Source organism: Paraburkholderia sp. GAS82 (assembly GCF_050436285.1).
Classification (GTDB): Bacteria; Pseudomonadota; Gammaproteobacteria; order Burkholderiales; family Burkholderiaceae; genus Paraburkholderia; species Paraburkholderia phenazinium_B.
The window spans coordinates 13,215-35,459 of sequence record NZ_JBNDLX010000003.1 but is presented as its reverse complement, the minus strand read 5'-3'; the positions used below and the strand labels follow the sequence as shown (position 1 = coordinate 35,459).

Below are 22,245 nucleotides of genomic sequence, written 5' to 3'. Positions count from 1 at the left end.
GGCAGTACGGCATTCGTCCGCGAGGGTTCCAGCAATCAGGCAAAGAGCTTTGTAGCGCCACCTTTAACCGGTGGCCGTGCAAGGACTATAGGTTTCCGCAGAAGGCGCAACAAAGACCTTGTGGGTAGGGGGACATGCCTTTCAGGCATAGCAGGAGCGGGCGATATCCGTGATAGATAGCCGCGAGACAGGCGCAAGCGCTCAGAACCCGACGGTGTTTTTTTAAGTCCTTTCAGCGTATGCAGGGTCCAGCCAAACAAGGCGGCGACTCACATCGCCCCTTCTCATTACTCATCCACAAGCGGCAGCGCAGCACGTCTCCCCACTCGCCCCGCGTTCCTGCGCTGCGCCCCAAACACCACCCCCGGCCTCATAAAAAACGTCATCCCCACCCCACAAACCATCACTCCGATAGAAAGCAAAAAAGTCACATCCCAACTCCCCGACCGGTCAACCAGATACCCCGCCACAACCGGACTAACAATCGCCGCTGTGAACCCCGTCCCACTCATAATCCCGCTCGCTGTCCCAGACCGGTCATAAGCGATATCCATCGGCACGGCCCACATAGGCCCGATATTCATCTCATTGAAGAACATCGCCGCAGCGAGAAAAACCAGCGAATACATCGGATCATGTATCAGCAGCACGGGCAGCAACGACAACCCCGTCAACGACATACAAACCGCAACCATATAACTGCGCGCCAGCTTCAGATTCCCAGTACGCCTTAGCAACCGGTCGCTGACCAACCCACCCACGAGATCCCCAAACACCCCCGCAACGAACACCCCAGAAGTAAACAGCACCGCCTTCTTGATGTTGAGATGGAAGCTATGCATGAAGTAAAGCGGCATCCAGTCGAGCATCAGCCAGAGAATCCAGTTGTAGCAAAAGTAAACCCCAGACACCGGCAACAAACGCCGATACAACCGCAACCATGTCCCCGGTACTTCCGCGGGCCGAACCGTCGGCGGCGGCAAGCTACTGATTTCGGCAGCAGTAATCCGCGGATGATCCCCAGGCTTCTCGGTATAAGTCACATACCAAAGCACCAACCACCCAGCGCTAAGCGCACCGAGCAGATAAAACGAAAACCTCCAGTTAAACGCGGTCATCAACGCGAGCACGAGCATCGGCGCCACCGCGTTCCCTAACCGCGCCGACGAGTGAGTAATCCCTTGAGCCAACCCGCGTCTGTCGCGCGTCACCCACGAAGCCATCGCACTCGTAGACGCCGGAAACGTAGCCCCTTCGCCGAGCCCCAACAGCAACCGCGCCGCAACAAGTGTCCCGAACCCACCCGCCAATCCAGTCAGCGTTGTCGCCACAGCCCAGATCAAGGCACAGGCGATCAACGTCCGCTTGGCTCCAAACCGATCGCTAACCCACCCGCCGATAAACTGAAACACCACATACGGATACGCAAACGCCGAAAAGACAAAACCCAACTGCGTATTGCTTAGCCCAAGTTCAGACTTGAACTGCCCGGCGGCGGTACTTATGTTGACGCGGTCGACGTAGGTGATGAAGTACATCAGGCACAGCATCACAAGGACGGTGGTGGTCGCCTTGAGCTGGAATCGTTTCATGTCGGTCTCCTCACGTTTCCGTGTCGTTATTTCTTTGAGCCCGAGGTGAAAGCGACCACGGCGTCCCTGAAGCGGGCGCTGCCGTAAACCTCTTCGATCAGGTCTTCATCATCGAGCCGCTGTTCGACGACAATGCGCCGCAGGCTCTCCTTAACCGCTTTCTGCGTAACCGGCGACAACGCAATAAGCCGCTCCGCTAACGCATGCGCAGCGTTGCCCAGTTCATCCTGTCCGCAAACGTCATAGACATACCCGCACGCCAAGGCTTCCTCAGCCGAGAGATAGTCGGCGAGCATCAACATCTTCTTGACCCTGGGCACGCCAAAAGCCGCGTGCAACCGCGCAATATTGCGCGACGACAGCGTGTTGGAAAGCGTCTTGGCGATAGGCGCGCCAAACCGCGAGGCACCGCTGCACACGCGAAAATCGCAAGCCGTCGCCAGCGCTAGGCCGCCGCCCACGGCCCACCCATCGATCACAGCAACCGTAGGGACCGGGATCCGCTCCACCGCATCGATGACCCGCTCGACAAGCGCCTCATAAGCGACGCCATCGCGTCCATCGCGGAAGTCCTTGAAGTACGAGATATCGGTGCCCGAAATAAACGACTTACCGCCCGCGCCACGGAACAGAATGCAGCGCACGGCATCGTCGCTTTCGCACTCGCTGACCAACGCCAGTAGCGATTCATACATCGCGATCGTCATCGCGTTATGCCGTTCAGGCCGGTCGATCACAATCTCAGCCGCCCCCGACTCATGGACGGTCAATCTGACGGGTTCGTTCATGGCTTGGTCCCGTTGATTTCGGCGTAGATCTCGTCGTTGTGCTCGCCTAGCAGCGGCGGATGACGACGCACCGTCTGTGGCGTGCCGAGCATCTTGACGGCAAACCCGATGTTCTTGACCTTGCCTTCGTTCGGATGATCGATCTCCATGCACATGCGACGATGCACGGCGTGCTCGCTCTCGAACGCCTCTGGATAAGACAGAATCGGGCCGGCCGGAATGCCGGCGGCAAGCATGACGTCGACCCACTCCGCGCTGTCGCGCTTGCCGAATTCCTGCTCCAGCGCTTCGATCAACGCCTCGCGATTCTTCAATCGTAACGACACGCTCGCATAGTCAGGATGACTGACCAGATCAGGACGCTCCAGCAACTCGCACAGCTTCTTCCACAGTTTCTGGTTGGTCGCGCCCATCACGAAGTAGTCGTCGCGTGCCTTTACGGCCTGATAGGGGGCGCTCATCTTGTTGCTGGTGCCGAGCGGGGTCGGCGGCACACCGGTGCCCCAGTATTCCGACATGTCCCAGATCGAGAACGCCATCACCGAATCGAACAGCGAGGCGTCGATATGCTGTCCCACGCCCGTCTTCTGGGCGCCTATGTACGCCGAAAGCACGCCGTACACGGCAAACAGCGCACAGCCGATGTCTGCCACCGGCACGCCCGCCTTAACCGGTTTTTCACCCTTGTAGCCGGTCACGCTCATCACGCCCGACATGGCCTGCGCCATCAGATCGAAGCCTGGTCGCGACGCCCACGGTCCGCTCTGACCGAAGCCCGAAATGCTGGCGTACACGATCTTGGGATTGATCTCCCTGATCGTCTCGTAGTCGATGCGCAGCCGCTGCACGACACCTGGCCGGTAGTTTTCCACGATCACGTCGGCAGTCTTGGCAAGCTCGTAGAAGAACTCACGTCCTTCGTCGCTCTTGAGGTCCAGTGTCAGCGAGCGCTTGTTGCGGTTCATGTTCAGGAAGCCCATGCTGTCTGGCCCCTTCATCTTGAAGCCCATCGCGCCGCGCGTCTGGTCGCCTTCGAGGGGTTCCACCTTGATCACGTCAGCGCCCATGTCCGCGAGCAGCATGCAGGAAAACGGTCCCGCCATGACCTGGCTGACGTCCAGCACGCGGATGCCTTGCAGCGGTAGATGCGTCGATTGCGTCATCTTATGTTTCCTCGGAAAAAATGTTCAGTGGAGGCACGGCGTTAAAGCCGCGCGAAGCAGCAACCCGGCGGCACGCATAGCGCCAGCCACAGCTGCAACAAGGGGTCAGAAAGAGGTTTGGGCAGCGGCGATAGCCGCAATGAGGACGCGCAATGGCATCTCGTCTCCAGGTAGTCGTTATGCGATCACTGTCGCCTACCGGGGGAGCCGCCGCAAGGATGAGGGAATCATGTCTGGTTTCGCGCCTCGCGAAACCGGGGAGGTCGAACTACGCCGGTTTGCGAAGAAGCTCGTCCACGACGTTGTGAAGGGTTTGCTGTTGCGCATGCCCTTCGAGACAGGACAGAACGTAGTTGCGCTGATGCCAGTCGCCGACAAGTTCCACCGACGCCAGCGCCTCTTCAGGATGAAAACTGCGCAATACGTCAGGTGGCATCAATCCCACACCGAGTCCATTGCGCACAAGCGCCAGCATCGTGTCGAAGCCGGTGACGGTGAAATTGTTGGGAAACTCCCGCCCGCGGCTGCGATACGCGCGCTGCACGGCGGACAACACAGCGGACCCCTTGCCGAGGCTCACAACGGGCAAATCGAGAAACTCGTCGATGCTAACTGGCGCGTCACGAAACCGGAAATGCGCGCGGCTATAGACCAGAACCAGCCGGTCCTCCCGGTACGGAAATTTCGGCAGATCCAGGAACCCGCTTTTGTTCTCGTAGATCCCCACGTCGATCACCTTGTCGCGCAGCAGCTGTTGCACGATCTTGCTGTTCTCTTCGACAACCTTCAGCGAGATGCGCGGGAATTTGCGCTGGATCGCAGCAATCTCACGAGCAAGAAACTGGATGACGACCGCCTTGGGCGCGCCGATGATAATGCGCCCGTCGAGCCCTTCGTTGAGCGCCCCTGCATCGCCTTCAAGTCGGTCGATGAGGTTGTCGATCTGCCGGATGTAGTCCAGCAGCTTGGTACCGGACTCGGTGATCTCAACGCCATGCGGCACGCGCTGGAACAGTTTGATGCCCAGTTGCGCTTCGAGATCCGACACGCGCCGGGACGCAGCAGCCACCGCAAGGCTGAGCTTGTCGGCGGCCCGGGAAATGCTGCCTTCATCCGCGATGGCCAGAATCAGCCGGACTGTCGTCGTGTCGAATTTCACTGTTGTCAAAGTTGCTGAAGCGGTTCGGCCCTGTTCAGCCGTGGCCGCAGGTATAGGACGTCGCAGAGTAGCATTTTGCAAGAGGGCGGTGATTTGAACTCCGCTCTGGGCATAGCGGCCCAAACCGTTCAAGAGCCGCTATGCCAAGCTGGGCCAGAATCATCCGCCCGTTGCGCGGTGCACCATTCACCCGCGTTCGTGGGCCGGACCAACCGGACAGGAATACCTACGCCATGAATCTCCGAGCCCTGCAATATTTTGTCGTCCTCGCGGAGGAGTTGAATTTCAGCCGGGCGGCGGAGCGACTGCATGTGGCACAGCCCGCGCTGAGCCAGCAGATTCGCAGCCTCGAGGAACGACTGGGCGCGCAGCTCGTCGACCGGGGCAGCCGGCCGTTACGCTTGACCGAAGCCGGCAGCTATCTATGCACAGAGGCGCGGCAGATCCTCGCATCCTGTGAGCAGGTCGCGCTTGGCACTCGCGAAATTGGCCTTGGATCGCGTGGCTGGCTCAGCATCGGCTTCACGCGTTCGACGATGTATAGCGTGCTTCCGCCTGCGCTGAAAGCGTTTCACCAGGCCTATCCCCAGGTCGAACTCAAGCTCTTCGAAATGCTGACCGAGGAGCAAGGCGACGCGCTGCGCGATCAGCGGATTCACATCGGAATCGGCAGACAGGCCACTGTGCTCCCCGGATGTACAACGTTGCCGCTACTGCATGAGCGCGTAGTGGTCGCGCTTGCACCCGAGCATCCGCTGGCCGCGTCAGAAACCGTGCGCATCGCCGATCTCGCCGACACCCCGCTGATCCTGTATCCGAAGTACCCGCACGCGCAGTTCTCGCGATTCGTCGAATCGTTGTACCGCGACGCCGGCATTACGCCGCCTGTTGGCTATCGGGCGTACGAGATTCAGACGGCCATCGCGCTCGTTGCCGCAGGACTCGGCGTGACCTTTATCGGTGAATCCGTCGCGCGGCATGGCCGCTCCGACGTGGTCTATCGTCACCTTGACGGGCCGGTCTCGTCGCAGATCACCACGCTCACCGCACGCTTTCGCACGGACGACACCTCGCCGCATCTGCGCGCTTTCCTCGATTGCCTGCCCGAGTGCGACAGCAAGGAAAACGTCGCACTATAAGAAAAAACTTATACAAGAATAAGGAACACGTCTTGGACGCCCGTTGGCCCGGTTCCTTATGATGGGATTGGACTCGCGTCAAGGTAGTACTGTTGTTCGACCGACGCCTGAATAAACAGGCGCGCAGAAACATGATGGAGACGATGATGACCGATGCGATCGAAGCGGAGACCATGCGCAAAGTCTATAGGCGGCTGATGCCCCTATTGTTTGCGATGATGTTCTTCAACTACCTGGACCGGATCAATATCGGCTTCGCCGCGCTCGACATGAACAAGCAGTTGGGCTTTAGCCCGGCCGTGTTCGGTTTCGCCGGAAGCATCTTTTTCTTCGGCTACATGCTGCTCGAGGTTCCGAGCAACCTGCTGCTGCATCGCGTCGGCGCCCGTCGCTGGATAGCGCGCATTCTGCTGACCTGGGGCGCCGTAGCGGCCGCCACCGCATTTGTTTTCAACGACTCCAGCTTTTACATCCTGCGCTTCCTGCTGGGCGTGATGGAAGCGGGCTTTCTGCCCGGCGTGGCGGTGTATCTGACCAAGTGGTTTCCGGTGCGCTACCGGGCCCGGGCGGTGGGCGGATACATCATTGCCGGCTCGTTCTCTGCCGTGCTGGGCGGTCCCATCTCCACCACGCTGATGACCTACGGCAACGGCATCCTAGGGCTCAACGGCTGGCAGTGGATGTTCATTCTCGAGGGCGTGCCTGCCATGCTGCTCGGTCTGCTGACGCTGCGCATCATGACCGAGCGCCCGGCGGAGGCGGCGTGGCTCAGACCTGAACAGAAACAGTGGCTCGAATCCACGCTGGAAGCGGAGCGCGAAGCGCTTGGCGGACAGACGCATTTTTCCTTTCTGCGCGTGGCCGGGGATATCCGCGTCTGGAGTCTCGCATGCCTGTTCGGCTGCGCGCTCGTCGGAATTTACGGCCTGTTCCTGTGGTTGCCGCAGATCGTCAAAAGCCTCGGACACCTGAGCAATATCGAAGTCGGCTTTCTGTCTGCCGTCCCGCCGCTCCTTGGCGTACTGGGCACCTTCCTCATTAGCCGTAGATCCGATCGCACCGGCGACCGGAAGAAGCATCTGGCTTTCGTGTATGGAATGAGCGCGCTCGCCATCGCCGGCAGTGCCTATGCGCCGAATCCGGTGATTGCCTACGTGCTGCTTTGCGTAACCGGACTCTTCATTTACGCGGGTAATCCGCTGTTCTGGAGTCTCGCCTCGTCGTTCCGCTCCGGCGCTGCGGGCGCCGCGACGATCGCGCTGATCAACACCGTAGCGCAGGTCGGCGGCCTGGTCGGTCCGTGGAGCATTGGGCTCGTGCGAAACGCGACGGGCAAATTCGATCTCGCACTCCTGACGATTGCCGCGTTTCTCGTGATCGCCACGATCATCGCGTTGGTGATGCGCGTGACGCCGCGTGAAAGCGATCTGGATTCGGTGCCGCCCAGCGACACGCACCCCGAAAATCTCCCCATCAGCCGCAACACTTAAAACCGCAATGATTATCGATTGCCACGGCCATTACACCACCTCGCCGCCCGAGCACGAAGCTTGGCGCGCCAAACAGATCGCAGCCTTGAAGGACGGCACGCCGGTGCCGCCCCGTCCGGCCATCACGGACGAGCAGATTCGCGAGAGTATCGAACGCGGACAGCTGCGCGTTCAGCGCGAACGTGGCACGGACCTCACCATCTTCTCGCCGCGCGCAGCCGGGATGGGCCACCATCTGGGCACGGAAGACGCGAATGCGCGCTGGTCGCAGGAATGCAACGACCTGATCCATCGCGTGTGCGGATTGTTTCCGCGCAACTTTGTCGGTGTCTGCCAGTTGCCGCAAGCGGTCGGTGCAGCGCCGGCAAATTGCATCGTCGAGTTGCGTCGGTGCGTGGAGGAACTGGGTTTTATCGGCTGCAATCTCAACCCCGATCCATCCGGTGGTCACTGGAACGGCTTACCGATGACCGACCGCTCGTGGTACCCGCTGTATGAAGCGATGGTTGAGCTCGACGTGCCGGCCATGATTCACGTGTCGTCATCGTGCAACCCGAATTTTCACGCTACGGGCGCGCACTACATCAATGGCGACACCTCCGTCTTCATGCAGTTGCTGAGCGCCGATCTGTTCGCCGATTTCCCGACGCTGCGCTTTATCATCCCGCACGGCGGCGGCGCGGTTCCGTATCACTGGGGACGCTATCGCGGCCTTGCTCAGGACATGACGCGGCCGCTTCTCACCGAATACCTGATGAAAAACGTGTTCTTCGACACGTGCGTCTATCACCAGCCAGGGGCCGAGCTTCTCGCCAAGGTGATTCCGGTCGGGAACATCCTGTTTGCCTCGGAGACGATCGGGGCGGTGCAGGGCATCGATCCCGAGACCGGTCACTACTACGACGACACGCGGCGCTATATCGACGCGATTCCGTGGCTCACGCCCGCGGACCGGCAACGTATCTTCGAGGACAACGCGCGCGCGGTGTATGGGCGCCTGTCCAGTCAACTCGAACGCCAGCTTTCCTGAAAGGAGACTCCTGTGACGAACCCCATTGGATGGCACCACAACGAATCCGCGCCGCAAGCCAGCCCGCAGATTCTCGAGACGTTGCGTGGCCTGGCCGTTTCGCTGCTGAGCGACAACATGGCGCGCGCGAGCGGCACAGTCGGGCTGCAGCCCTATCACCGGCCCAGGCCGATGGCTGGAACCGCAGTGACGGTCCGCACGCGCGGTGGCGACAACCTCGCGATTCATCGCGCTTTCGATTTTTGCCGGCCGGGCGATGTGCTGGTGATCGACGGCGGCGGCGACCTTTCGCAGGCGCTGATGGGCGAGATCATGTCTAGCTTTGCCGAGAGCCTGGGGGTTCAAGGTCTGGTGATCGACGGTGCCATTCGCGACGTCGGCGCGCTTCGGCAGGGCGATTTCCCCGTGTATGCGCGTGGCGTGACACACCGCGGTCCGTACAAGAACGGGCCTGGTGAGATCAATGTGCCGGTGTCGGTGGGTGGCATGGTCGTGCATCCCGGCGACATCATCGTCGGCGATGAAGACGGTGTGCTGGCGATCCCCGTTGCCGAAGTCGAGGCGGTGATTGCCGGGGCGAAGAAGCAGGGGGAGAAGGAGGAGGCGGCCCTGCAATCTATCGCGAGAGGTGAGTTCGACCGCTCGTGGGTCGTTCCGCATGAAACGCGGATGATGGGCGGCTGAGCCTTGGAAAAACCGCCCGGCACGCGGCGCGGCGGCGGGCAGGTCAGGCCGCGCGTGCCGATGCGTCATTGCGTACGGCATCGCGTAGGGTACGGCGCGCGGCGCCGCCCATCACCGTCCCTTCATTTACCCGTTGCTGCCGCGTCCGCATCGCCCTTGAATACGGTCCGCCAGTCGTCCTTCATATCGATCAGCAGCCAGCCCTTCACATTCGCTTCCTGCAGTCCCTTATCCAGCTTCCCGCTGCGTGCCGTCTGATCGTAGGCATATTCGCGCTGCGCGTCTGTGTGATGCAGCAGGGCCGCAAAACGCGGACCGTTGCCCGAGGTGGTCCATTCGAGCATCGGCAGGTCGCCGTCGGCATTGCCGAACGCCATTAGCGGCCGGCGCCCGATCACAGCCTGAATGGTTTGCACTTTCATCGCGCCGTCATTAAGCGTATCGACCTGCGCGAGCCGGGTCAGTGTCGCCGTGCCGTTCGTCAGCCCGTACTGATAACGAACCGTGCTTCCGATCACGTCTTCAGGCGGCACGCCGTACATGCTCTGCGAGATCGTGCGAACGAATTCGACGCTGTCGGCCGAGACGATGTACGTTCGGAAGCCGTTGGTTCGCAGGTAAGCGAGCAACTCGACCATCGGCTGATACGCGAGCGCCGTATAGGGCCGGTTGAAGCGCGGATCGCTCGCGGTGTCGAACCAGTCGTGCACCATCGAGGCGAAAGTGTCCGTCGTCATACCCGCGTGGGTGGCAGCCAGCAGCTTCATCGCTCCGGCGTTGCCGCTGCTTGCTACCGGTTTCAGATTACCGCGCAGGATCGACCGGAACGGCTCCTGGCGTTTCCACTCAGGATGATGCGGCGCAAGCGTCTTCACCTGTTGCAAGGTGAAGACGAGTTGCACGGAGGCGGGTTGTTCGACCCAGAGCGTGCCGTCCAGATTGAACACTGCAATCCGCTCGGCGCGCGGCACGAAGTCCTTCGATTCGGGCGTCGTCACGCGCGTGACGAAATCGATGATCGAACGCTCCGCCGGGGTGTCGTTCCACGATGCCATGGTCGAATTGCTGGAAGGCGCGCGGGCGGGACGCGACCCTTGCGTCCCGCTCGGGTGGGGCGTGGTCGTGCACGCGCAGAGAACGACGACGGTCAAGCCGATCCAGGATCTGCGCATCAAGCCAATCATGAAAGCCTCGTGAGTATGTGATGTCGTGCGGCGCTCGGTGCGCCGCTAGTCTTTTCGCGCCTACTAGATAGCACATCCGGCGCGTTTATTTAACGGTTTGTCACGTATTTTGCCGACGCCGGGTGGCGGTGGACACCTGCACGTCGAGTTCAGACCCTGGTTCGCCCGCCCTGGCCGGGTTGCCACACGCGCCGGGACAAATTGTTTTTATATTCGAATCAATTCCTTGAAATTGATGTCGCTATTTCAAAAGGAGATTTGTTTTGGCCGTTTTTAAGCATAATAAAAACTGGAAAGACAGGCTTTCGTTCGTGTTACAAATTTATTTCCATATTTTTTGAAAACGTTTGCTAGTATTTTCAGGCGATGACAGTGATCGACTACAACTCCTGGCATCTATTTTTGGCCCCCGCGAGACTCGTACGGGGCGTGCTTTGGCTTTCAGACCATTCCCCCACGCGCAAGTGAGAAGGGGCCATTAGCGCTTGATCCAGTATTAACCGAATACCCGATTTAATAGTCAGACTTCTATTTGCGTCATGCAAATGGATACGCTCGTTTGTCCATTGCCTAAAGCCGGAAAATCCAATGACCACGAAGCGATGTCTTGCAGCGAGTACGATGTTGTGGGCGGCGGCATTCTCGTCAGGCGCTTATGCGCAGGCTTCGGCAGACGACGCCAACAAGAGCAATAACCCGCTGAATCTGGCGCCCTCATTCAACATCCAGGACTACTACACCCCGAGCCTGTTCGGCGTCGGCGGTCACACCAACGACCTGCTGCTGCGGCCGACCGTTCCGGTGGGGCCGCTCGGACCGATCGGAGTGCCGGAGATTTTCCGCGCGACGGTGCCGATCAGCACGCGCCCGGACCCGACCGGCGGCTACAACACCGGCCTCGGCGACATCAACCTGTTCGACATTTTTCTGCTGTCGCAATCGGACGTGCAGATTGGCGTCGGTCCACTGATCACCGCGCCCACGGCCACCGACCCAAGTCTCGGCACCGGCAAATGGCAAGGCGGTCTGGCAGCCGTCGCCGTCAATGCGACCCCCGCGCATCTGCTCGGCGCGCTGGTTCAGTGGCAACACTCGTTTGCCGGTCAAACCGGCCGGCCGACTACCCAGTCGCTTACCACGCAGCCGTTCGCCATCTTCAACCTGCCCGGCGGCTGGTACATCCGTTCCACCGGTATCTGGAGCTTCGACCTGCAGCACGGCACGTACTACATCCCCGTCGGCCTTGGCGCGGGCAAGGCATGGAAGAGCGGTTCGACCATCTACAACGCGTTCATCGAACCGCAGTATTCCGTCGCCCATTCCGGTGCGGGCCTGCCGCAAGTGACGATTTTTGCCGGAATCAACCTGACGTTCGGCAAGTAGCCAACCCCCTCTGGGAGATGCCTATCCATGAAAATATCCAGGCTCCTGCGCCTTGGCGCGATATCGGCAGGGATGACGCTCATGACGCTGTCGCACCAGTACGCCGGTGCTCAGGCGAGTACCGCTGCAGCGACGATAACCGCATCACCCGAGGAGGCGCGCGGCATCGCCAAAGATGCGTACATCTACGCCTACCCGATGCTGTTCAACTACAAGACGCTGTACGAGCAGGTACTCGATCCTGGCTCGAAGTCCTACGTAGGTGGCTTCGGCAAATTTCGCAACTATTCGCGTCCGTACGGTCCCGAGAACAAGGAGATCGTCACGCCGAACAACGACACGCCGTACTCGTGGGCGTGGCTCGATCTGCGTCGCGAGCCCTGGGTGTTGACGGTGCCGGCGGTGAAGGACGACCGCTACTACGTGTTCCAGTGGATCGACCTGTTCACGTATAACTTTGCCTATGTCGGCTCGCGCGCTACGGGCAACGGCGCGGGTCATTACCTGTTTGCAGGCCCCGACTGGCACGGCGATACCCCGAAGGGCATCGACAAGGTGTTCCGCTCGGAGACTGACATCATCCTCACCCTGGGCCGCACTGCCTTGAGTGGCCCGGCCGATGTGAAGAACGTCCAGGCGATCCAGAAGCAATACCAGCTCACGCCGCTTTCCGCGTTCGAACATACCAGCGCACCGCCACCCGCGCCGAAGGTCACGTTCCCGAAGTGGGATGAGGCGAAAGCGACCTCGATCGATTTCATCTCGTACCTGAATTTCATGCTGCAGTTCACGCAGCCGACGGCGCCATCTGAAGTGGATCTGATGCAGCGCTTCGCGAAGATCGGCATCGCACCGGGAGAGCCGTTCGATCCCGCCGCGCTGCCTGCCGCGACGCGCGAGGCCATCGAACAGGGCGTCGCCGACGGCAAAGCGGCGCTGGCCGACGCCGAGAAACACACGACCAGCTCTTACGATCTCTTCGGCAGCCGGCAGGATCTGAACGGCGATTACATGAAACGCGCGGTAGCCGCCGGGATGGGCATTTACGGCAACACGAAAGAAGAAGCGGTCTACGTCGGCACACGTGTTAATGCCGATCACGAGCAATTGCTGGGCTCGCAACCTTACCTTATCCACTTCGACAAGAAAGACCTGCCGCCGGCGAAGTTCTTCTGGTCGATGACGATGTACGACCTGCCGGGGCGCCATCTGGTGGCGAACCCGATCAACCGCTATTCGATCGGCGACCGTACCAAGGGCATCAGATACAACCCCGACGGCTCGCTCGATATCTACGTCCAGCACACCACGCCCGGTGCTGATAAGGAGTCCAACTGGTTGCCCGCTCCCGAGGGTGCCTACAACGTGATTGCGCGCATCTATGGACCGGACGCGTCGGTATTCGACGGTACCTGGAAATTCCCGGCACCGCAAAAGCGATGAACTCAAATGGACGAGTCGGAGCCCGACATGAATAAGAAAGCTGCAACGTGGGTCACCGCGGCGGTGCTGGCGTCGCTCGCCAGCCCGATCCTCGCGCGAGCGCCGAGCGGTTCGCAGGCGCAGGCTGCAACCGCGCTCTCGGTTCCGGGCCCGGTTCCAGGCTATGCCATCTCGGAGGCCTACGCCCGGCTGGTGGCGCGCCAGACCTATTTCTGGGCGTGGCCGATGGTCAACGTCTACAACCGTCTGCTGGCCATGCAGAAGGTGCCGCAGTCGGGCCTGAATGGCGGAATCGTGCCGGTTGCGCCGCCTAACCACCTGTCGATGCTGCACGACTATATCGAGCCGCAGGAGCGCTTCGTCGCGTGTCCGAATCAGGATGTGGTGTACGGCTCGGCCATCTTCGATCTGAACCAGACGCCCGTGGTGGTGCAGGTGCCGGATTTCGGCGAGCGCTTCTGGGTATATCAGGCCGTTGACTTGCGTACCGATGGCTTCGCCAGTCTCGGCAAGCTGTACGGTACGAAGCCAGGCTTCTATCTGTTCGTCGGGCCTGACTGGCATGGACAGGTGCCCAAGGGCATCCGCCAGGTGTTTCGCTCCGGCACGGCGGTGGGCAGCTTCATTCCGCGCGTATTCATGGACGACACACCGGAAGACCGGGTGGCCGTTCAGGCGGTCATCAGCAAGGTGGGTCTGTACCCGCTGAGCGAGTACGACGGCAAGATGAAGGTGACCGACTGGTCGAAGCTGCCGAGCTTCGGCTCGGGTGACGCGAGTGCCGAAGAGATCAAATGGGTCGACCCTGCAAAGTTCTGGGACGAACTGCCGACGGTGCTCGAGCAGACCCCGCCGCAACCTGGCGAGGAGGCGTTGTATGCCCAGGCGAAAGCGCTGCTGGCTGCCGCGCAGAAAGATCCTGCCATCAAGTCCGCGATCGTGGACGAGGCTGCGCAGACGGACGCCAGGCTGGTCGCGCCGCTCTTCAACTTCAACACGTTCGGCAAGCCTTTGCCTGCGCACTGGAACACCATCAGCAACGGTGCGGAATTCGGTACGGACTATTTCACGCGCACGGCGGTGGCGAAGTCGAACATTTTCGTCAACAAGCCCAACGAGACGAAATACTTCTATGCCGACTCCGACGCATCCGGCGCGCGCCTCAACGGCGCGCAGCGCTATACGGTCACTTTCCCGAAGGGGCAACTGCCGCCGGTCAAGGGCTTCTGGTCCTTGACGCTGTACAACGCGCATCACTTCTTCTCGCCGAACGATCAGAAGCGCTATTCACTGGGCACCAAGAACAAGAACCTGCAGTACAACGACGACGGCTCGCTGACGATCTACGTGCAGAGTTCGACGCCGGGCGCCGGCAAGGAAGGCAACTGGCTGCCAGCGCCGGCCAACGAAGATTTTTCGCTTTACGTGCGGGCCTATTGGCCGGAACCGGCGGCGCTGGATGGCACGTGGACGCCACCCGGCGTTGTGCACGAAGCACAGTAGTAGATCGGGTTTAAGTTGGAAATGCCATAAGGGATACGAAGTAAACAATAACGATGCGGGCAACTGTCCTGACCACGGGAGGTCAGGCGAAATTTGTGAGGATCGCCATGAATAAGCGTCGTCTCGTGTTTCGCGGTGGTTATCTTGCCGCGCGGTTTTCTGCTGGCGCGTTTGCTGTTGCCGCCGCCGGCCTGGCTTTTTCACCGCGGGCGCTGGCGACTGAAGGCGGTGTCGGACGCCCCATCACCGGCATGCAGATCGCGCCGTATGCCGGTATCGTGCCGCCCACGGACGACTGGATCATCTCGGTCACCTCGATCTACTACGAGGGCTCGCTTGGCGCGAGCAAGACGTTGCCGATCGCCGGGAAGGTCACGGCCGGCCTCGACTACCACATCTCGTACAACATCGTGAACGCGATCAAGACCTGGGGGATCACCGCAGGGGGGTGGAATTTTGCGTCGTCGTTTGGCGTGCCGCTGCAGTACACCGATGTTTCTTCCTTTCACGGCCGCTTGCCCGATGACCACGCCACGCAGTTTGCCGATATCTTCTTTACTCCGGTGGTGGCTGGTTATCACCTGACCAAGACCGACCACATCGCGTTGAGCGTGCAGATCTATGCGCCCACCGGGGCGTACAACACCAGCCGGCTCGCCAACGCCGGGCAGAATACGTGGACGTTCACGCCGACCTTCGCGTACACCAGGTTGCTGCCGAAAGAGAACATCGAACTGTCGTTGAATTACGGGGTCGAGTTCTACACCGTCAATAACCAGACGCAATATCACAACGCACCGATCAGCGTGCTCGATCTGCTGGCGCTCAAACGCTTCGGTTCGGGCTGGGGTGTCGGCGTGGTGGGTGGCTATATTCAGCAGTTCGGTCACGACAGCGGCGGGATCGCGGACTTCGTGGGCGGGGCCGAAGGGCATTCGGTGGGCATCGGGCCGATGGTCACGTGGAACGGCAAGATCAGCAAAACCCCGGTCGGCGCGACGCTGCGCTGGGTGAATGAATTCAATGTGAGCAACCGGCCGAAGGGGAATTCCGTGGAATTGTCGTTGAATGCGACGTTCCAGTAGGGGGGGCCGCGGGCCGGTACGCCACATCCAGACTGGGCACGACTGGGCCTCGAATTACGATGATTTGCGCCCGTCAGCAAGGCGTATCGGAGAGCACCCCCATTCTCGTCTCATCGCCCAAATTGGACCCAAATCTGCCGTCAGTTTGACGACTGGCAGCGCCTGGGTCTCGGCCATACTACGGAGAATGCAGATTGGTATGGGCTGGCGACGCGTGGGCGGAAGCTCCAGTTAGCGGTCGCTGATTGAGTTGCGGGGAGCAACAATGACGACGAACGGTCAGGTGGAGATGAACGCGAATATTTTTCAGGTCTTCCATGACGAGTCTGAGCGTCAACGGCTGGATCATGGTTTCAGCGAACTGGACAATAGCGCGAGTCTCAAGCCGGACTGGCGCGAGTACTCGGCCATCCGCGATTTCTTCCTGAACCGCTCCGTAGATGAGAACGAACTCTACGGTTTCCTTTCGCCGGACTTCGCCGATAAAACCGGACTCACCGCACAGGGCGTGCGTGAATTTATCAGCAGCAATCCTGATGGTGAGGTGTACACCTTTTCGCCATCCCTTCAGGACAGCGCGTGCTATCTGAATGTGTTCGAGCAGGGTAATCGTCTTTACCCGGGTCTCGTCGAGGCGGCCGAAATCTATCTGCAGGCCGTGGGCCTTGATGTTGATCTGCGAACGCTGTCGATGGATTCGCGGTCCACGGTGCACTTCAATTATTTCGTCGCCAGGCCGTCCTTTTGGCGGACATGGTTTGCGCTCACGGAAAAGCTCTACGACCTTTTCGAAGGCGACGACGCCACGTTCCGCGCGCAATTCCGTGCACTTGTGCCGCATCGTCCGCAGGTTGCGATGCAGGTGCTGTTGATGGAGCGAATCGCCTCCCTCGTGCTGACGTTGTGTCCAGACATCAAGGTTTGCGCCTACGACGCGAATCTGATGCCCTCGTCGAATCCGGCTTATCGGACTTATGACGATCAACTGGTGTTTCTCAACGACCTGAAGGTGCAGTATCAGTCGGCACCGGAGAAAAGTCGGCTGGACAGTTTCTATGCACTTCGAGGGGCCGTCCTGCAGGTGTGCGAGGGCAAACGGCTGGCACGGGCGAAGGACGGGTTTCTGGAAACCCCGCTGCGGGCTTCGCACGATATGCTGTATGTCTGCTTCACTCACGTGGCGAAGCCGGTTGAGTACCCCTCGTATGTTTCGACGTTTTCTCTGGGCGGAGCTCAGGGGCCAGGTAAGACCAATCTGCGCGATCTCGCGCCCGAGTGGGAACCGTATCACCCGCAACTAGGCGGGGTTGCGGGCAGCTTCGCGCTGAAAAACTATATCGTCGAAAATCAGATTCAGGCGCGGCATGTCGGCATTTGCCAGTACCGGAAATTTGTCACTGCGACGCGGATCGACGCGACACCTGGCAAGGCTATTCAGGTGGGCGATAGCTGGGACTGTCACGCGCTTGACGATGTGCCGCTTGCCGAACTCATGGCGCCCGGCGAGCGCGACTTCCTCCTTGTGAGGCCCGCGTTGCTCGAAGGCGGATGCCTGAACCAGTACAACAAATTTCACCTCGTGCAGGACTTCCTGCGTTTTGCGGCAGAGGCGGTGGAACTCGGTGTGCTGCAGCCGGTCGATGTGCCGAAGTTCGTTAATGGCGAGGTGTTCATCGTAGGCGGCATCGAGCTGGGCGTTTTTCCCATGGATTTCTGGGTACGCACCATGACGTCGATCGAATCGGTCGTGCGGGCATGCTTCGCACGCTTTCCTGGAAAGCGGCCGGGTTACCAGGCGCGCGCCTGGGCGTTTTGCGCAGAACGGCTAGGTAGCTATCTTCTGTTGAAACATCTCACCGCGACCTACGACGCAAAGGTCTGGGAGCAGAAGTTCATTGGCCAGCTCAACCTGGTGACTGGCGATCGCCGCACCATGCACGTGGCTTGAAACAGATCGAACGAACCTCCGGCCACTCTTTAGACCATACGTATGGCAGATAACCCGTTAAGCGCACTGTCCATAGCGGGCGCATTTGTAGCCCAAAGCACCCCAAGGGGCGACGCCCGCGGCAGTTTCATGCGGCTATTCTGTGCGAACGATTTCGCCGAGGCTCACGGTGCGCGGCAGATCGTACAGATCAACTGGTCGCACACGGCCCTGGCCGGCACGGTGAGGGGATTGCATTTTCAGCACGGTGCCGACGCGGATGCGAAGTGGGTTCGGTGCGTAGAAGGCCGCGTGTGGGACGTGATCGTCGATCTCCGCCCCGACAGCGCCACGTTTATGCAATGGGAAGCCGTGGAACTGTCCCCGGAGAATTGCCGGGCCGTGTTCATTCCGGAAGGATGCGCACATGGCTTTCAGAGCCTCGAGCCCGACAGCCGCCTGCTGTATCTGCACACCGCCTTTTACAAGCCGGCGGCCGAGCGGGGCGTTGCCTTCGATGATCCTCAACTCGCCATTGCATGGCCACGCGAGGTGACGCTGCTGTCGGATCGGGATCGCGCGCTGCCAACGGTGCAGACGTTATTCGGTCAGGCGGCGGGCTAAGCCGCCGCACCGTTCGCGTCACAGATACCTGACGCGAGGCAACGCTACCGCGAATCGCACCTCTGAACCGAGCACCGGCTTCTGTTGTGCGACGACCTCATCCGAGATATTCCACGGCAGGATCAATACCACTTCCGGTTTCGCTCGGGCGAGTTCTGCCGGCGAGATGATCGGGATGTGGCTGCCGGGCATGAATTTGCCCTGCTTGGACGGCGCCGCATCGCACACATAGGGCAGCAGATCCGGTTTTACGCCGGCATAGTTGAGGAACGTGTTGCCCTTCGCTGCTGCTCCATAGGCGCCGACTTTGGTCCCTGCATCCTTGCAGTCGAGCAGAAAGCGTAGCAGACCGTTCTTGGCTTCGTCGACGCGTTGCTGGAAATCCCGATAGGTGTCGAGCCGCGTGATGCCGCGCTCCTGTTCGAGCGCGCGAATGCGTTCGACGGAAACGTCATCCACGCGTGGATCGTCGGCATGACAACCGAATACGCGCAGACTTCCGCCGTGCGTTTTCAGCTGATCGGCACGGCAGACGCGCAGGCCCGCCGCACGGAAAATATGTTCGACAGCCTGCAGCGAAAAGTACGAGAAGTGCTCGTGATAAACGGTATCGAACTGCACTTCGTCGATCAGGTTGACGAGATGCGGAAACTCCAGCGTGATGGTGCCACCGGGTTTCAGAACAGTCTTCAGACCCTTGGTGAAGTCGTTGACATCCGGCACATGGGCGAACACGTTGTTGCCAACGATCAGATCCGCCAGTTGACCACGTTCGACCAACGTACGCGCCAGTTGCTCGCCAAAGAATTCGCGTAGCACCGGAACGCCGAGTTCCTCCGCGCGTGCCGCTGTACTCGCGGTCGGTTCGATGCCCAGACAAGGGATCTGCGCTGCGACGAAATTGCGCAACAGGTAGCCGTCGTTCGACGCCACCTCGATCACAAACGAGTCGCGGCCGAGCGACAGCTCTTCGGTGATCGACGCAGCGTAGTGCCGCGCATGCGCCAGCCAGCTTTCCGATACCGAAGAGAAGTACGCATAGTCCGCATCGAACAGCGCCTCGCGCGCGGCGTAATCTTCCGTCTGCACGAGCCAGCAGGCGTCGCAGACAAAAAGCTTGAGCGGATAGTAGCGTTCCGGCCGCGTCAGATCGGCCTCGGTCAGATAGGCATTCGAAGGCGGTGCGAAGCCGAGATCGAGAAACGGGAACGTAAGGGGTTGACCACAGTGGCGGCAGTTCAAGACTTCAATCCTCGCAATTACCCGGCAGCGAACGTGGCCCCATGGGCCGTCATCCTGCCGATCCTGGCTTCGTATTGCCCGATCTGTTCGAGCGTGATGTGTCGCACGCTTTCGCCGCGTTGCCGCGCGCGGTGCCACTGCGCAATCCAGACGAGCGCTTCTTCCAGTTTGAGCAGCGACTCCCAACCGAGCTCGCCGCGCGCCTTGCTGGCGTCAAGCAGCAGGAGGCCGGCTTCGTGCGGTGCATCGGCCTCGGGCTGCACGACGAAACTTGCGCCTTCGCCGAGCGCGGAGGTCAATGCCTCGGCGATCTCGTCGACGGCTCGCATATCGTCGGGACGCGGCCCGAAATTCCACGCGCCCGAGTAGTGCTCAGGCTGAGCATGCAGACGTTCGGCAAGCGCCAGATATCCTGCAAGCGGTTCAAGCACGTGCTGCCACGGCCTCACTGCGTGAGGGCGGCGCACGATGGCCGGTTCGCCACGGTCGAACGCGCGCAGCAGATCCGGCACCAGCCGGTCGACTGCCCAATCGCCGCCGCCAATGACATTGCCGGCCCGCGCACTAGCGATTCCAGCGCGCGTTGCAGTGCCGTCATTGTGGCCGTGGCCGTGTGCGAAAAACGATTGCCGGAACGCCGCTGTCACGAGTTCCGAGCAGGCCTTGCTGTTGCTATACGGATCGCGGCCGCCGAGCGTGTCGCTTTCAATATACGCGCGGCGCGTCTCGAGATTCTCGTAGCATTTGTCCGTTGTGACGTTGACCACGGCGAGCACGCTCTCGACATGACGCGCGGCATCGAGCACGTGGACGGTGCCCATCACATTCGTCGAATAGGTTTCGACCGGGTCCGCATACGATTGCCGGACCAGCGACTGCGCGGCGAGGTGGAAGACGACCTCAGGGCGCGCATGCTGTATCGCGTTGCGCAGCGCAGCCGCATCGCGCACGTCGCCCACAATGTGTTCGATTTCACGCGCGACTTCGGCCTCTTCGAAAAGGGACGGCTGCGTCGGCGCATCGAGCGAGAACCCGGTCACGTGCGCGCCAAGCCGCTGCAGCCAGAGGCACAGCCAGCTTCCCTTGAATCCGGTATGGCCGGTCACGAAGACCCTGCGTCCGGACCAGAAACTCGGCGTCATCATCACCAGGTCTTCCATGGCGCGTTGCCGGTCGCCCAGATCGCGTCGAGTTGCATCTTGTCGCGCAGCGTATCCATCGGTTGCCAGAAGCCGTCGTGCCGATACGTCTGCAGTTCGCCCGCTGAGGCGAGTTGTTGCATCGGCTTGTCTTCCCAGGGCATCGAGTCGCCTTCGATGAAGTCGAGTACGCGCGGCGAAACCACGAAGTAGCCGCCGTTGATCCACGAAGAGCCATCCTGCGGCTTTTCCGCGAAGCCGACTACGGCGTTTTCGTCTTCTGCGAACTGCAGGACACCATAACGTCCCGGCGGTTGCACGCCGGTCACGGTCGCGAGACGGCCGTGGCGCTTGTGGAACTGCACCAGTTCGGTGATGTTGACGTCGCCTACGCCGTCGCCGTATGTAAAGCAGAACGCCTGCTCGTCCCGCAGCAGGTGCGATGCGCGTTTCAGACGGCCGCCTGTCATCGAGTGTTCGCCGGTGTCGAGCAGCGTGACGCGCCATGGTTCGGCGTAGCGCTGGTGTACCTCCATGCTGTTGTTCGCAAGGTCGAAGGTGACGTCGGACGAATGCAGGAAGTAGTTGGCGAAATACTCCTTGATGACATAGCCCTTGTAGCCGCAGCAGATGATGAAGTCCGTCATGCCATGTGAGGCGTAGATCTTCATGATGTGCCAGAGAATCGGCCGGTCGCCGACGGTTACCATCGGCTTGGGCCGGGACTGCGTCTCTTCGGACAGTCGCGAGCCGAGCCCGCCAGCGAGAATCACGACTTTCATGTTGGTTCGCTTGATGAGAATGACGATTGAGCCGTACCTGAGTCCTTCAGTGCGCGCTCGAGTTTGTCTCGCGCGCCCCAGAAAGCCATGGGCTCGTAGTCAGGGTAAGGATAGTGGCCGAGTTCGAGCGCAATCTTCGCTTGGCGCTCCTGCAGGAATTGCTCGACGAGGCTGCGCACGGAACGCGGTGTGCCGGAACAGACGTTGACGATTCCGACGTTCTGCTGCCTGAGCGCCAGTGCGACCAGTTTTGCCGCGACCTCATTCACGGGAAGGTAGTCGCGCAACTGTTCGCCACCCGACATCCGGAAGCTTGCGTCACCTTGCGCAACGGCTTTCTCGAGTTGCGGAAGCAGGGACGTAGCGGCTTGCCCTTCGCCATGCATGAAGAACAGACGGGCCCACGTTAGCGCGAAGCTGGACTCGCCATTGCGCTGCAGATATTCGAGCTGCCGACGCAGCGCATCTTTGGCGAATCCATACGGCGTGATGGGCGATGTCGGGTCCGTCTCGCTGAGTGCGCCGCTGCGCAATCCATATTCGAGGCACGTGCCGGCAACCAGCAACGACTTCAGGCCGGCCGCGCTCAGTTGCCGAAGGAATGCATAGTGCGCCGGGAGCTCCACTTCGAAATGACGCAGCGCGCGATAGTTCGGCAGACCGCCCCACGCGAGGTGAATCAATACGTCAGGCTTCCCAAGCAATTCAAATGCATTGGGCGGCGCCGACGCGACGTCGAGTGTCACCCATCTGACGTTGCGGATCTGTGGCGTATCCGGGCGCTCGCCTCGAACTGTCGCGACGACTTCGATGTCATGCGCGGCGAGTGCGGTGAGTACGTGTCGGCCGACAAATCCTGTGGCGCCGGTGATTGCGACTTTGATCATC

20 protein-coding genes are annotated in these 22,245 nt (G+C 60.6%); 11 read left to right on the top strand and 9 right to left on the bottom strand.

Features of this window, described 5'->3' with window-relative positions:
- Positions 1-287 precede the first annotated feature (287 nt).
- The 4 genes from P3T17_RS10535 to P3T17_RS10520 all read right to left on the bottom strand — a co-directional run bounded on the left by P3T17_RS10535 (position 288) and on the right by P3T17_RS10520 (position 4,702).
- A complete protein-coding gene (locus P3T17_RS10535; RefSeq protein WP_429406542.1) occupies positions 288-1,592 on the bottom strand; it encodes an MFS transporter in 1,305 nt (434 codons plus the stop codon).
- Positions 1,593-1,618: 26 nt separating this feature from the next.
- A complete protein-coding gene (locus P3T17_RS10530; protein ID WP_074262906.1) occupies positions 1,619-2,380 on the bottom strand; it encodes an enoyl-CoA hydratase in 762 nt (253 codons plus the stop codon).
- Complete coding sequence (locus P3T17_RS10525; RefSeq protein ID WP_429406539.1) at positions 2,377-3,543, bottom strand: CaiB/BaiF CoA transferase family protein; 1,167 nt, start codon at positions 3,541-3,543, stop codon at positions 2,377-2,379. The genes P3T17_RS10530 and P3T17_RS10525 overlap by 4 nt, the downstream gene beginning before the upstream one ends.
- A gap of 268 nt (positions 3,544-3,811) precedes the next feature.
- The gene (locus P3T17_RS10520) at positions 3,812-4,702 is read right to left on the bottom strand and encodes a LysR family transcriptional regulator (RefSeq protein WP_429407182.1); all 891 of its coding nucleotides are present in this window, start codon (positions 4,700-4,702) and stop codon (positions 3,812-3,814) included.
- Between the two features lie 233 nt (positions 4,703-4,935).
- On the opposite strand from P3T17_RS10520, the gene P3T17_RS10515 reads away from it, so the two are divergent.
- From P3T17_RS10515 to P3T17_RS10500, 4 genes are all read left to right on the top strand, one after another.
- Positions 4,936-5,841: a LysR family transcriptional regulator gene (locus P3T17_RS10515; protein WP_074262903.1), complete on the top strand. Its 906-nt coding sequence runs from the start codon at positions 4,936-4,938 to the stop codon at positions 5,839-5,841.
- Between the two features lie 146 nt (positions 5,842-5,987).
- Positions 5,988-7,331 (top strand): MFS transporter, encoded by a 1,344-nt coding sequence (locus P3T17_RS10510; protein WP_429407180.1) that lies wholly within the window; start codon positions 5,988-5,990, stop codon positions 7,329-7,331.
- A gap of 7 nt (positions 7,332-7,338) precedes the next feature.
- Entirely contained in the window at positions 7,339-8,361 is a 1,023-nt protein-coding gene (locus P3T17_RS10505; RefSeq protein WP_429406537.1) for an amidohydrolase family protein, read from the top strand.
- Positions 8,362-8,373: 12 nt separating this feature from the next.
- Positions 8,374-9,045 carry an RraA family protein gene (locus tag P3T17_RS10500; RefSeq protein ID WP_429406535.1) on the top strand — a complete coding sequence of 224 codons (672 nt, stop codon included), beginning with the start codon at positions 8,374-8,376 and terminating at the stop codon, positions 9,043-9,045.
- A 122-nt stretch (positions 9,046-9,167) separates the two neighbouring features.
- Here the strand turns inward: P3T17_RS10500 and P3T17_RS10495 are convergent, their stop codons facing one another.
- The gene (locus P3T17_RS10495) at positions 9,168-10,100 is read right to left on the bottom strand and encodes an HAD family hydrolase (protein ID WP_429406533.1); all 933 of its coding nucleotides are present in this window, start codon (positions 10,098-10,100) and stop codon (positions 9,168-9,170) included.
- Here P3T17_RS10495 and P3T17_RS10490 point away from each other — a divergent pair.
- The 7 genes from P3T17_RS10490 to P3T17_RS10460 all read left to right on the top strand — a co-directional run bounded on the left by P3T17_RS10490 (position 10,099) and on the right by P3T17_RS10460 (position 18,194).
- Complete coding sequence (locus P3T17_RS10490) at positions 10,099-10,242, top strand: hypothetical protein (protein ID WP_429287738.1); 144 nt, start codon at positions 10,099-10,101, stop codon at positions 10,240-10,242. The genes P3T17_RS10495 and P3T17_RS10490 overlap by 2 nt on opposite strands.
- A 575-nt stretch (positions 10,243-10,817) precedes the next feature.
- Entirely contained in the window at positions 10,818-11,612 is a 795-nt protein-coding gene (locus tag P3T17_RS10485) for a hypothetical protein (RefSeq protein ID WP_429406531.1), read from the top strand.
- Between the two features lie 27 nt (positions 11,613-11,639).
- Positions 11,640-13,055, top strand: coding sequence for a DUF1254 domain-containing protein (locus tag P3T17_RS10480; protein ID WP_429406529.1), 1,416 nt, complete (start codon positions 11,640-11,642; stop codon positions 13,053-13,055).
- A gap of 27 nt (positions 13,056-13,082) precedes the next feature.
- On the top strand, positions 13,083-14,558 hold the full coding sequence (locus P3T17_RS10475; RefSeq protein ID WP_429287740.1) for a DUF1254 domain-containing protein: 1,476 nt from the start codon (positions 13,083-13,085) through the stop codon (positions 14,556-14,558).
- Positions 14,559-14,665: 107 nt separating this feature from the next.
- Positions 14,666-15,643: a SphA family protein gene (locus P3T17_RS10470; protein ID WP_429406527.1), complete on the top strand. Its 978-nt coding sequence runs from the start codon at positions 14,666-14,668 to the stop codon at positions 15,641-15,643.
- 265 nt (positions 15,644-15,908) lie between these two features.
- A complete protein-coding gene (locus P3T17_RS10465) occupies positions 15,909-17,591 on the top strand; it encodes a hypothetical protein (RefSeq protein WP_429406525.1) in 1,683 nt (560 codons plus the stop codon).
- Positions 17,592-17,633: 42 nt separating this feature from the next.
- Positions 17,634-18,194, top strand: coding sequence for a dTDP-4-dehydrorhamnose 3,5-epimerase family protein (locus P3T17_RS10460; RefSeq protein ID WP_074262897.1), 561 nt, complete (start codon positions 17,634-17,636; stop codon positions 18,192-18,194).
- A gap of 18 nt (positions 18,195-18,212) precedes the next feature.
- On the opposite strand, the gene P3T17_RS10455 is transcribed toward P3T17_RS10460, so the two are convergent.
- Genes P3T17_RS10455 through P3T17_RS10440 form a run of 4 tightly spaced genes read right to left on the bottom strand, consistent with a single transcriptional unit; the run spans position 18,213 to position 22,244 of the window.
- Complete coding sequence (locus tag P3T17_RS10455; protein ID WP_429406524.1) at positions 18,213-19,436, bottom strand: class I SAM-dependent methyltransferase; 1,224 nt, start codon at positions 19,434-19,436, stop codon at positions 18,213-18,215.
- Positions 19,437-19,453: 17 nt separating this feature from the next.
- Complete coding sequence (gene rfbG / locus P3T17_RS10450) at positions 19,454-20,596, bottom strand: CDP-glucose 4,6-dehydratase (RefSeq protein ID WP_429406523.1); 1,143 nt, start codon at positions 20,594-20,596, stop codon at positions 19,454-19,456.
- Positions 20,581-21,357 (bottom strand): glucose-1-phosphate cytidylyltransferase, encoded by a 777-nt coding sequence (gene rfbF, locus P3T17_RS10445; protein WP_074262895.1) that lies wholly within the window; start codon positions 21,355-21,357, stop codon positions 20,581-20,583. Before rfbF ends, rfbG begins: the two co-directional genes overlap by 16 nt.
- Positions 21,354-22,244 carry an NAD-dependent epimerase/dehydratase family protein gene (locus P3T17_RS10440; RefSeq protein WP_429406519.1) on the bottom strand — a complete coding sequence of 297 codons (891 nt, stop codon included), beginning with the start codon at positions 22,242-22,244 and terminating at the stop codon, positions 21,354-21,356. Before P3T17_RS10440 ends, rfbF begins: the two co-directional genes overlap by 4 nt.
- Position 22,245 lies beyond the last annotated feature (1 nt).

Excerpts from the sequence above, each read along its gene's own strand:
- P3T17_RS10535 (WP_429406542.1), bottom strand. The coding sequence starts at position 1,592 with ATGAAACGATTCCAGCTCAAGGCGACCACCACCGTCCTTGTGATGCTG.
- P3T17_RS10530 (WP_074262906.1), bottom strand. The coding sequence starts at position 2,380 with ATGAACGAACCCGTCAGATTGACCGTCCATGAGTCGGGGGCGGCTGAG.
- P3T17_RS10525 (WP_429406539.1), bottom strand. The coding sequence starts at position 3,543 with ATGACGCAATCGACGCATCTACCGCTGCAAGGCATCCGCGTGCTGGAC.
- P3T17_RS10515 (WP_074262903.1), top strand. The coding sequence starts at position 4,936 with ATGAATCTCCGAGCCCTGCAATATTTTGTCGTCCTCGCGGAGGAGTTG.
- P3T17_RS10510 (WP_429407180.1), top strand. The coding sequence starts at position 5,988 with ATGACCGATGCGATCGAAGCGGAGACCATGCGCAAAGTCTATAGGCGG.
- P3T17_RS10505 (WP_429406537.1), top strand. The coding sequence starts at position 7,339 with ATGATTATCGATTGCCACGGCCATTACACCACCTCGCCGCCCGAGCAC.
- P3T17_RS10490 (WP_429287738.1), top strand. The coding sequence starts at position 10,099 with ATGGTCGAATTGCTGGAAGGCGCGCGGGCGGGACGCGACCCTTGCGTC.
- P3T17_RS10495 (WP_429406533.1), bottom strand. The coding sequence starts at position 10,100 with ATGGCATCGTGGAACGACACCCCGGCGGAGCGTTCGATCATCGATTTC.
- P3T17_RS10485 (WP_429406531.1), top strand. The coding sequence starts at position 10,818 with ATGACCACGAAGCGATGTCTTGCAGCGAGTACGATGTTGTGGGCGGCG.
- P3T17_RS10480 (WP_429406529.1), top strand. The coding sequence starts at position 11,640 with ATGAAAATATCCAGGCTCCTGCGCCTTGGCGCGATATCGGCAGGGATG.
- P3T17_RS10475 (WP_429287740.1), top strand. The coding sequence starts at position 13,083 with ATGAATAAGAAAGCTGCAACGTGGGTCACCGCGGCGGTGCTGGCGTCG.
- P3T17_RS10470 (WP_429406527.1), top strand. The coding sequence starts at position 14,666 with ATGAATAAGCGTCGTCTCGTGTTTCGCGGTGGTTATCTTGCCGCGCGG.
- P3T17_RS10465 (WP_429406525.1), top strand. The coding sequence starts at position 15,909 with ATGACGACGAACGGTCAGGTGGAGATGAACGCGAATATTTTTCAGGTC.
- P3T17_RS10460 (WP_074262897.1), top strand. The coding sequence starts at position 17,634 with ATGGCAGATAACCCGTTAAGCGCACTGTCCATAGCGGGCGCATTTGTA.
- rfbG (WP_429406523.1), bottom strand. The coding sequence starts at position 20,596 with ATGGAAGACCTGGTGATGATGACGCCGAGTTTCTGGTCCGGACGCAGG.
- rfbF (WP_074262895.1), bottom strand. The coding sequence starts at position 21,357 with ATGAAAGTCGTGATTCTCGCTGGCGGGCTCGGCTCGCGACTGTCCGAA.
- P3T17_RS10440 (WP_429406519.1), bottom strand. The coding sequence starts at position 22,244 with ATGATCAAAGTCGCAATCACCGGCGCCACAGGATTTGTCGGCCGACAC.